Origin of the sequence: Primorskyibacter flagellatus, from assembly GCF_048268605.1 — a bacterium.
GTDB classification, from domain to species: domain Bacteria; phylum Pseudomonadota; class Alphaproteobacteria; order Rhodobacterales; family Rhodobacteraceae; genus Primorskyibacter; species Primorskyibacter flagellatus.
The window spans coordinates 1-9,080 of record NZ_JBLWVF010000041.1; the positions used below are offsets into that span (position 1 = coordinate 1).

A 9,080-nucleotide genomic window follows, 5' to 3' on the forward strand; every position below is an offset into this window, starting at 1 on the left:
TCGTTCGCTTCATTGTCCGTCCTCAGGTTGGGTCGGACTCTAATCGACGGTGGAGGAAAAATCCCATGGCAGGTCAGGTCGAAGCTTATGAGGTTGAGATCCTCGATGGGGCGAACGTCAAACGCACGCTGACCAGCTCCACGACCAGTGTCGTTTATACCGGCGCTGACCAAACGGCGGATTGGGGCGCACTTTTGAGCCCGGGCGACACGCTGACCATCCGTATCTTTCAGCTCTCCGCCCTGATCGGGCGGGGCGCAGCCAAGACCGTCACACTGACATTCTGAAAGGACCACCATGTCCGACGCCACGACCAACCTTCTGCTGCCCTACATCCTGGCGGCGCAGGCCCAGAAACATGTCACCCACAACGAGGCGCTTCAGCTGCTCGACGGGCTCGTCCAGCTTTCCGTTCTCGACCGGGATCTGACCGCGCCGCCCGGCAGTCCCGCAGATGGTGACCGCTATATCGTGGCCAGCGGCGGCACAGGGGATTGGGCGGGCTGGGATCAGAACGTTGCGCTGTTCGCGGATGGGGCTTGGCTTCGCCTGCCGCCCCGGACCGGCTGGCGGGCATGGATCGAGGACGAGGGAATTCTGCTAGTCTACGACGGCACGGGCTGGGTCGGCTCGACCCCGGACGCCCTGCAGAACCTTGCCCTTCTGGGGCTGGGGACCACCGCCGACGCCGCCAATCCATTCTCCGCGAAGCTGAACGCCGCGCTCTGGACTGCCAAAACCATGGCTGAGGGCGGCACCGGCGATCTGTTCTACACCATGAACAAGGAGGCGGCGGGCGACGACCTCGGGCTGACCCTGCAGACTGGGTTCGTGACAAAGGCGCTGCTGGGCCTTTTCGGGTCTGACAAGTTCCGCCTCGCAGTCTCGCCCGACGGCAGCACCTTCTTCGACGGGCTCATCGTCGACAACACGAGCGGCATCGTCGATCAGCCGCGGCTGCCGCGCTTCAAGGCCTATACCGACTATGACAACTATGTCGCTGTCGGCACCTGGACAAAGATCGGCCTCAACAACACCGACTATAACGACCAAGGCTGTTTCGATGCCGGGACCAACCGCTTCGTGGCCCCGGTCGACGGCACGTATCTTTTGGGTGCAACGCTGCTCTACAAGGTCAATTCCAGCACCTCGGCCCGGATGCGCGGGCGGTTGGTGCTGAACGGCAGCACGGAAATCCGGGGCTCCTTCGGCGAGAGTTCCGCCACCCATGTCTCTCTGGCCACCGCCATCTGGCTGCAGACCATGGTGCCGCTAAGTGCGAGCGATACCGTCGAGCTGCAGGGGTATTTCCGCGCGCAGGATGGGTATTTCGCGGCCGAGCACACGTCCTTCTGGGGCGCGAAGATCGGCTGAGTGACGCGTGAGGATCGATCACCGAAGGACATCACCATGACAGAACGTAATTCTCTCGTGCAGGAGGTTGGCGCGGCATTGCGCGACCACGGCATCACTGCCGCCATCACCGCGCTGATCGGTGGCATCATCGCCCTGCTGGCCGCCGTTTCGCGCAGGGCGTTCACCAATGACGCCATGCTGTCCCGGTTGGACCGCGAGCTTTTGGCCGAGCGCGACCGCGTCGATCGCCAGCGCGCCGAGGACCGCAAGGGCGATGCCGACCGGCTGGAGCGGATCGAGACCGACATCCGTGCCATGCGTAATCTGATGTTCGAAGCGTTCCAGCGCAGCGACAAGGACTGATCATCCGCACGCAGTGGAACGTCGCAAAGCTCCGACTCAATGCAGCGGCTTTGCTGGATCCGATCATCGTGGCGCATCACGCTATTACTGGCCCAAACTTCGAGCATTTTCGCCCAAGACCGGACACTGAATGCAATCATACGCCAAGGTCGGTCGTACGGGATGGAACATCTAAATAATGAGTTGCACCAATCCAGCGACGCTTGCGGCCACCACTCCGTCCTGAATGATTTTTTGTTTCGCTTCTATGGAAAGAGCTTGACCCTTCAACATGGACTTAGCATTGACCGCAAGTGTCACCATCGCAGCGACCCCCATACTGTCAACAATGTCGGCGTCGGCCCCTTGACCGAGCTTGTGTAAAGTCGACGACGTATCATCTGTAAGGTTGGCATTGCTGAACTCAGAAGAAGACCAATCCGGCGACGAGCCAGCAACCTCACTGGTCACTAGCACGTCGATGTTTTCGTATTTTTGGTTGTGTTCACGTACATATGACGCGTAATTTGTTGCCTTGAGTTGAATTTCGGAAACATCGCCGGTCGCAACATTGATAATCCGGACATCTGCGCCAGCATGGTTCGTGTCGTCGAAGAGCTCGACAATGTACTCGTCGCCATCCAGGTTCTCTTGCCGCTGAAACGCGAGTTCATGGTAGATTCCCTTTACGTTGTTTTTTAGCCCTGCAATTTGTTCAACGGATAGCGACTGCAAGTATTCTGACAGTTCAAGTTCACTGGCATCGGCAAGGCTATTGTTCGATCGACGTAGCGCCTGAAGAACCAATTCCTCATTTTCCGTAAACGAAGGCGAGGTCTCCGACATCAATTTCAATATCGTGGCAGATACGACACCTGTAACTAAAGGGGCAGCCGCTGGGGATTTTCTTCCAACTGACGGTTTTTGACCGTGCTTCGTTGATAAGGCGTCGAATAATTCGACCAGATCTACCTTGCGATCTTCAAGCCGCATCAGCGGAATATCTGGCCAGTCTCTTACTTTGGCGATGCAGACATCCAGCTGTTCGAGGAGATCGTGCTTTAAGTTTTGCTGCAGGGTTTCAGCGGTGAGAGGGTCCAAAACGGCGTTTTGATTAGCTCGCTCACGAAAGGCCGTTGCCAACATCAAACACGTCTCGACAAACCGCATTTCTTGCGGGTCTAAGGACTTTTTCTTGCGCCTTTTTCCGGCCCATTTCCCAACAAGCTTGCGAGATCCGAAATATGCGACCGCTCCTCCAGCGGCAGCTACGCCCAAGACAATCCACCCGCCAGTTACAACGCTTCCACCGATCCAAGCCAACGCAGCACTGTTGAAAGCCGCACCTGAAAGTGAAGAGATGGCCGTCCCTGTACTGGCTGTTCCAAGGATGGATGCGATAGAAAATAAACTTGCTGTCGTACCTGCCGCAGCCAATTTCCCAGAAAGCGCTGTAACGATCCTTGCAGACGTGCCGCGCTTTTCAATCAATAGCGCATCGACGAGGTCTTCCAAAGAGATCGCTCCTTTTTCGAAGAAGTTCTCCGGCGTATATTTGGTATGCCTAAGTTCAAATTCTCCGAATTTTACAGCAGCGTGATCTTTGACAGCTTTACCCCCTTTTACGGCGAGCTTGCCTGTCTGCCGCCCCACTGGCTTGGCGATTTCCCAACCAGATTTCCCAGCGACCTTAGCCAAAAACAGCGCCGAACGCCCGGTGGCATTTGCAACCCTTACTGGCATCGAAGGCCGCTTTTTGCTTTTCTTGTCCAAGGTTACACGCTCCACGTGGTCTCGTTTTTCGGGTACAGGAATAGCCTATCGCAGCTGGCTGGTCCGGTGAAGCTACATCACAGCGTTTGATACTTTCGCCGAGGTCCGCAAAGGGCTGCCCTCTCGGTGACTAAAAGCAAAATTACGCGCTTATCACCTATTCAATTGGGCCGCTGTATTTGGAACTCTGGGCTCATTCCTGTCGTTCACTGCGCTCTGCGTGAGAGTCTGGCGATCCCTTTTGGCTCGGTTGATGGCGTAGCGGTCAAAGCCGTCTGACGTCTCACACACGCACCTTCCCACTTGTCACCGGACCCGCTCACGTAGCGGGTTTTTTCGTCTCTGGAGGACCCCATGACCACGACATTCTACGACCATTGGCGCGACGTGCCCGAAAGCGCTTGGCGCTGGCCAGATTTCAGCCCGGCAGAGATCGCCTGCCGCGGCACCGGCAAGCTGTTGGTCAACGAACCTGCACTGGACAAGCTGCAGGCGCTACGCGACCGGCTTGGCAAGCCGCTGATCGTGCGCTCGGCCTATCGCAGCCCCGCCCACAACCGCGCCGTGGGCGGAGCGCCGCGCTCCAAGCACATGCTCGGGACCGCGTTCGATATCGCCATGTCGAACCATGACCCGGCCACGTTTGCCGCAGCTGCCCGCGACGTGGGTTTTCTGGGCTTCGGTATCTATCCCCGCTCGGGCTTCATGCACATCGACCTCGGCCCCGCGCGGTCCTGGGGCGAGCCGTTTCCCGCACGTCCCACGCCCTTCGTGCCGGAGGTGCCACCCGCGCGCGAAGTTCTGGCCGAAAGCCGCACGCTGAAAGGCAGCGGCGCGGCGGGGGTGGCGACCATCGGCGCGGCTGGTGTGGAAGTCGCACAGGACGTTCTCACTGAGACCCAATCCGCCATCCTGCCGCTGGTGCCCTACCTCGACACCCTGCGCTGGGTGTTCATCGCTGTGGCCCTGATCGGCATCGCCGTTGCGATCCACGCCCGGATCGACGACTGGAAACGGGGGCAGCGGTGATGGGGTGGATCACCGCGCTCCTCGCCAGCGGCCCGGCGCGCAAGGCGCTGGGCCTGCTTCTGGCCGCCACCACCATCGCTCTGTTCCTTCTGAACCTCCGCCGTGCCGGTGAACGCGCCGGGCGGTTGGCTGAACGTCTCGAAACCACGGAGAAAGCCCATGACATCCAACGCCAGATGCTCGATGCCGCCAGCCGTCGTCCCGCTGATCGCGATGCTCTGGTTGAGCGGCTGCGCGACGGTCAGTTCTGACGTGCGCGTGTCATGTCCGCCCGTGGTGCCCTACAGCGCCGCCGACCAGGCGCGCGCTGTAGCCGAGATAACTGCTCTGCCGGAGGGTGCGGTCGTCGTGTGGATGCTCAGCGATTACGCCGTCCTGCGCGACCAGGCGCGTTCGTGCGGGTGAAGATCGGGCCGGACAATTGCCTGCGGGAAGCGCCTGACGCATCGACCGCGACGTCACGTCCGGCCCGTTTCATGAATTCACAGTTTCAAAGAACGGCAGCGAGTCGCTGCGCGGACATGATGGCATGCGACATCGTCCTCTGTCGCGCGCCGAAATGGGCACAATTGTGCACCCGATGTCAGGGCCGTTTCCGGCGTCTCGACTTGACGGCGACGGGCCGTTCTGTGGTCGAAATCTTCGCTTTACCAACACAGGTCGGATAGCGAACGCAGCCGAGGAACCCCCCGTATCTACCGCTGCGCTCGACCAGCCAGCCATCTTTGCATTCCGGACAGGGTGGATAACTGGCAGTGCAACCACATCGAACCTCGTTCGTTCCCTCCGCCTGGCGTGGCAGAGCGGTGCCGCAGGACGGGCATGCAGGAAGCAGGTTTCCGCAATGCTGGACATGCTCACAACGATACCAGATGCGACTGTCCTTCCCCGTCACTCCCAGCAACCGTCCGCCACATTCTCCGCAAACATGGACTTCCGGTTCCGCGTCGGGAGCAGCAACAATGCCGTAAGCGGGATCCTTCCTGAGTTCGGTGACAAAGGAGGATGGGCGCGCGTGCGAAGCGAGAAGCGTCAGGGTATACTTGGCCCTTGTCATGGCGACATACATGACGCGCCGTTCTTCCGCGTTCTGAAATGCCTCTTCTTCCGGCGAGACCAGGGAAAGAAGGGGGTCGTCTACGATCTCCGAAGGAAATCCGATCCGACCGCTGTCGGCATTCAAGAGGATCACGTGATCGGCTTGCAGGCCTTTCGAGGCGTGAATGGTCTTGAAGGTGATATGCAGCTGCGGGAACCGGCGCCGCAACTCGTGCATGCGAGGTTCATTGAAACGGTATCGACCAAGCAGCAGCACACTTGCTGGCTTCGGGTCCGTGTTCGCCCGTTCCGACAATGCGGCGAGGACGTCAGACAGCTTTCGCTCTTCCTCGGCGCGCGGCACGGCCACGATACTGATGGCCGGTTCTGTTGCTGTCCCGGCCGGAATGACCTGCTTCTCTATCTGGGCAGGGTTGCGAAGCACGAAGGTTCTTGCCGCGAAAGCGATCTGGTCGACCGAACGAAAGGTTCGACCGAGATCAACTGTTCTGTGCACGCCCGACACGTCGCCGAAGCTGCCGCCGAACTCGGCCCCAAAATGGCGCATCAGATGAATATCGGACCCGGCAAAGCGAAAGATCGACTGCCAGTCATCGCCGACGGCGAAGATGCGCACGTCCGAATGCTGGGACTTCAGCGCCTTTACCAGCCTCGCACGGCTTTGCGAGATGTCCTGGAATTCGTCGATCAGAATGTGGCGGAACGGGCTGAGGTACCGGCCGGTCTCGGCGTATTGCGCGGCGCGAAGGATCATGTCCTCAAAGTCGATCCGGCCCTCGAGTCGCTTCTGGTATTCCTCAAAGACCGGCGCAAAGACGTCAAGGAACGCCTTGGCGCGTTTGCCGAGCTTCATCCGTTCGGATTTGGTTTCGCAGTCGGCGACGCTGTAACCACCACTTTTGAACTTGCGAAGGAAGGTGCCCAGCAGCTTCGAGAAGTCATCGACCTGTTTGAGCTCGACGATCTGGTCGTAGATCGTATCGGCCGGGCGGGGCTTCAGGGTCACATGCGAGGCCAGCTTTTCCGCAAGGCCTGTCAGCAAACGCCCCTCCTGCCGCTCATAGCTGTAGGTCTCGATCAGGGTGGTCTCATGATCGGCGTGGACCTGACGCTTCCACTCCATGCCAGCCAAATATGCGTCGCGATCGACGAACGGTGCCGTGACCAGCCGTTCGCTGCCACCAGCCATTTTCTCGCGGCGCACACCGAAATGCTCGATGTATATGCCGCTTTCGGTCAGGCGAAAATCCGGCTGGTAGTCGCGCTTGCCGGTTTCGGGAATCTTGTGCTCGTAGACAGGTTCGTACTCGTATTCGACGCCATTTTCATAAAGCCAGTTGGCGATCTGGAGCTCTTCATAGCTTTTAACCTTTTCACCCTGCAGCGTTCGCAGGTCCTGGCTTTCCATGTGGGTGTAGAACTCGTGCTTGGTTTGGAAATCCCATTCGGTCTTCGGCTCGACCAGGAAATGCGCGAAAAACTGGATGATCGCCTTCGACACGTCTGACAGTCTGTGGACCAGGTCCTTCAGGATCTGCTTGATCAGATTGCTAAAGGCCATGTCGTCGGTGGCATGATCGGCCAGAGCGGGCTTTGACCCTTCGACGATGCCGATGATGTCATAGGCAATGGCATGGAACGTCCGCGCCACGATTGGCACGCCTGACCGTGCCTCGACCCGTTCCGACATCTCCTCCGCCGCGTTCTTCGCGAATGCCAACAGCAGGATCTCCTCTGGCTGACGGATGCCAGCCTTGAGCAGATAGGCCGCCTTTGCGGTAATCACGCTGGTCTTGCCCGATCCTGCCCCGGCAAGGACAAGCGTCGCGTCTTCATCGACAACGACGGAAAGTCGCTGCTCTGGCGTCAGCGGCTGGCTCTCGATCGTATCAAAGAAATCTTTCCAGCGATCCAGTTCAGCATCGACAAAGACAGCGATGCTGTTGGCCCGCGCCGTCTGCGCGTCGGAAGCAAATCTCCGGACAGCCGAAATACGCTCGGACGCATCGGCGCCGATGGCCTCGGGCTGCAGCTTCGACAACAGCGACGCATCAAGAGCGCAGGCATCATCCAATAGAGGCGCAATCTGGCATGCAGCCGGATAGCGGGTTGGGTGCGCCAGCGCCAAGACGCCCGCATGGATGCGATCAAAGCGGCTTGCTTCCTTCTCGAGGGCAGAAAGATTGAAGCTGATCCATGCATTTTTGACGGTTTCAGAAAACGCTGTGGCATCGACATTGGCCGCGCCCTTCAGAATCACATCGTTGCAGGCAACAGAAGGAACTGTCAGCACAGTGCCAAACGCGCCCTTTCGAACCATCGGCGGTGCAGTCACGGATCCCAGCGAAAGAGACGTTTTTTGACCGCCCCTGGCAATCCGGAGTAGATGCCCATCGAGTTCCATCACCTTGGCGGTCTTGCCAAAGGGGTTCACAAGCAGTCCAAGAAAAGGGCGTTGTTGTAATCGAATCAATGATCTGGGCCTTGTCGTCTTTCCTCGAGAGCTTGTGCTGTGCAAGCCATCGACTGCAACCGTGATCGGCCAGTGGCCCGGCATCAGTGTGGCGAATGCCAAGCACTATGATGGCGGAAACCTTGCGTGCGTGTTCATTCTTGCTTATCTTGAATACGAAAGCAGGAGGATTCCATGTCCAGGACCACGACGATGACCGTACGGATAAGTGGTGCGTTGAGTGAGTTCGTGGCTTCGAACGTCGGCGAGAACGGATCCTACGAAAACATTAGCGAATACGTTCGTGATCTGATCCGGCGCGACAGGGAGCGAGCTGAGGCTGAAGCGTTCAACCGGCTGAAAGCCGAACTGACGCGCGCCTTCGCAGCGCCCGAGGACAGCTATCATCCTCTGACGGCGGCCGATGTGATCGCTCGGAACCGCGGTTAACCGGATGGCTGTGCGCGTCCAGGAGGCCGCATCCCTCCGGCTAGACGACATTTATCGATACACCCGGGACCGCTGGGGTCCCGAACAGGCAGATCGCTACATCACGGATCTGTTTGCTGCCTTCGAGAAGATCGACAGCCACGGCGTAGTGTCATGGCCAATACCGGCGGAGTTCGCCATCGATGGCTTTTACTTTCGGCACGCACATCATTTCGTGTACTGGCGGTGGCTTTCGGATGGCGACATTGGCATCGTAACCATCCTGCACGAGCGGATGCACCAGATGGATCGCTTTCGCGATGATCTTGGCGATTGAGCAAACGAAATAGAAAGCTGCTTTCCTTGCACGCCGTTGCCTGCGAATCCCCGCTTGTGCGTGCTGGTGCGATTTTTCTGGTCCGGTGTTGATGTGGCGTTGATGTAAACCGGACAAGCAAAATCCCGACTGATTAGGTCGGGCTTTAAGCGTTTGATTTAGCGCTGTTTTTTGGTTGCGGGAGTAGGATTTGAACCTACGACCTTCAGGTTATGAGCCTGACGAGCTACCGGGCTGCTCCATCCCGCGCCAATCTGGTGCGGTCAGTTTTTTTGTTCTGACACGCGATCGTATTGAGAGATA

At 58.6% G+C, this 9,080-nt stretch carries 8 protein-coding genes, 1 tRNA gene and 1 pseudogene; 7 read left to right on the forward strand and 3 right to left on the reverse strand.

What is annotated here, in order from left to right; all coding sequences use genetic code 11:
* Positions 1-62: 62 nt before the first annotated feature.
* From ACN0WV_RS19190 to ACN0WV_RS19200, 3 genes and pseudogenes are all read left to right on the forward strand, one after another.
* Positions 63-287: pseudogene (locus ACN0WV_RS19190) on the forward strand (hypothetical protein); the annotation flags it as partial.
* Between the two features lie 10 nt (positions 288-297).
* Positions 298-1,374: a DUF2793 domain-containing protein gene (locus ACN0WV_RS19195; RefSeq protein WP_417607854.1), complete on the forward strand. Its 1,077-nt coding sequence runs from the start codon at positions 298-300 to the stop codon at positions 1,372-1,374.
* Positions 1,375-1,410: 36 nt separating this feature from the next.
* A complete protein-coding gene (locus ACN0WV_RS19200; protein WP_417607855.1) occupies positions 1,411-1,719 on the forward strand; it encodes a hypothetical protein in 309 nt (102 codons plus the stop codon).
* Positions 1,720-1,890: 171 nt separating this feature from the next.
* Here ACN0WV_RS19200 and ACN0WV_RS19205 read toward each other — a convergent pair whose 3' ends face one another.
* Complete coding sequence (locus tag ACN0WV_RS19205; RefSeq protein WP_417607856.1) at positions 1,891-3,471, reverse strand: hypothetical protein; 1,581 nt, start codon at positions 3,469-3,471, stop codon at positions 1,891-1,893.
* 354 nt (positions 3,472-3,825) lie between these two features.
* Here ACN0WV_RS19205 and ACN0WV_RS19210 point away from each other — a divergent pair, with 354 nt between their 5' ends.
* Positions 3,826-4,500: a YcbK family protein gene (locus ACN0WV_RS19210; protein WP_417607857.1), complete on the forward strand. Its 675-nt coding sequence runs from the start codon at positions 3,826-3,828 to the stop codon at positions 4,498-4,500.
* The gene (locus ACN0WV_RS19215) at positions 4,500-4,751 is read left to right on the forward strand and encodes a hypothetical protein (protein ID WP_417607858.1); all 252 of its coding nucleotides are present in this window, start codon (positions 4,500-4,502) and stop codon (positions 4,749-4,751) included. Before ACN0WV_RS19210 ends, ACN0WV_RS19215 begins: the two co-directional genes overlap by 1 nt.
* Before the next feature lie 332 nt (positions 4,752-5,083).
* Here ACN0WV_RS19215 and ACN0WV_RS19220 read toward each other — a convergent pair whose 3' ends face one another.
* Positions 5,084-7,963, reverse strand: a complete 2,880-nt coding sequence (locus ACN0WV_RS19220) for a UvrD-helicase domain-containing protein (protein WP_417607861.1) — start codon at positions 7,961-7,963, stop codon at positions 5,084-5,086.
* A gap of 243 nt (positions 7,964-8,206) precedes the next feature.
* Here ACN0WV_RS19220 and ACN0WV_RS19225 point away from each other — a divergent pair, with 243 nt between their 5' ends.
* Both ACN0WV_RS19225 and ACN0WV_RS19230 read left to right on the forward strand, forming a co-directional pair.
* A complete protein-coding gene (locus tag ACN0WV_RS19225) occupies positions 8,207-8,461 on the forward strand; it encodes a ribbon-helix-helix domain-containing protein (protein ID WP_417607859.1) in 255 nt (84 codons plus the stop codon).
* 4 nt (positions 8,462-8,465) lie between these two features.
* Positions 8,466-8,777, forward strand: a complete 312-nt coding sequence (locus ACN0WV_RS19230) for a type II toxin-antitoxin system RelE/ParE family toxin (protein WP_417607860.1) — start codon at positions 8,466-8,468, stop codon at positions 8,775-8,777.
* A 172-nt stretch (positions 8,778-8,949) separates the two neighbouring features.
* Here ACN0WV_RS19230 and ACN0WV_RS19235 read toward each other — a convergent pair.
* Positions 8,950-9,026 (reverse strand) — tRNA-Met (locus ACN0WV_RS19235).
* Positions 9,027-9,080 lie beyond the last annotated feature (54 nt).

Excerpts from the sequence above, each read along its gene's own strand:
- ACN0WV_RS19195 (WP_417607854.1), top strand. The coding sequence starts at position 298 with ATGTCCGACGCCACGACCAACCTTCTGCTGCCCTACATCCTGGCGGCG.
- ACN0WV_RS19200 (WP_417607855.1), top strand. The coding sequence starts at position 1,411 with ATGACAGAACGTAATTCTCTCGTGCAGGAGGTTGGCGCGGCATTGCGC.
- ACN0WV_RS19210 (WP_417607857.1), top strand. The coding sequence starts at position 3,826 with ATGACCACGACATTCTACGACCATTGGCGCGACGTGCCCGAAAGCGCT.
- ACN0WV_RS19215 (WP_417607858.1), top strand. The coding sequence starts at position 4,500 with ATGGGGTGGATCACCGCGCTCCTCGCCAGCGGCCCGGCGCGCAAGGCG.
- ACN0WV_RS19220 (WP_417607861.1), bottom strand. The coding sequence starts at position 7,963 with ATGGAACTCGATGGGCATCTACTCCGGATTGCCAGGGGCGGTCAAAAA.
- ACN0WV_RS19225 (WP_417607859.1), top strand. The coding sequence starts at position 8,207 with ATGTCCAGGACCACGACGATGACCGTACGGATAAGTGGTGCGTTGAGT.
- ACN0WV_RS19230 (WP_417607860.1), top strand. The coding sequence starts at position 8,466 with ATGGCTGTGCGCGTCCAGGAGGCCGCATCCCTCCGGCTAGACGACATT.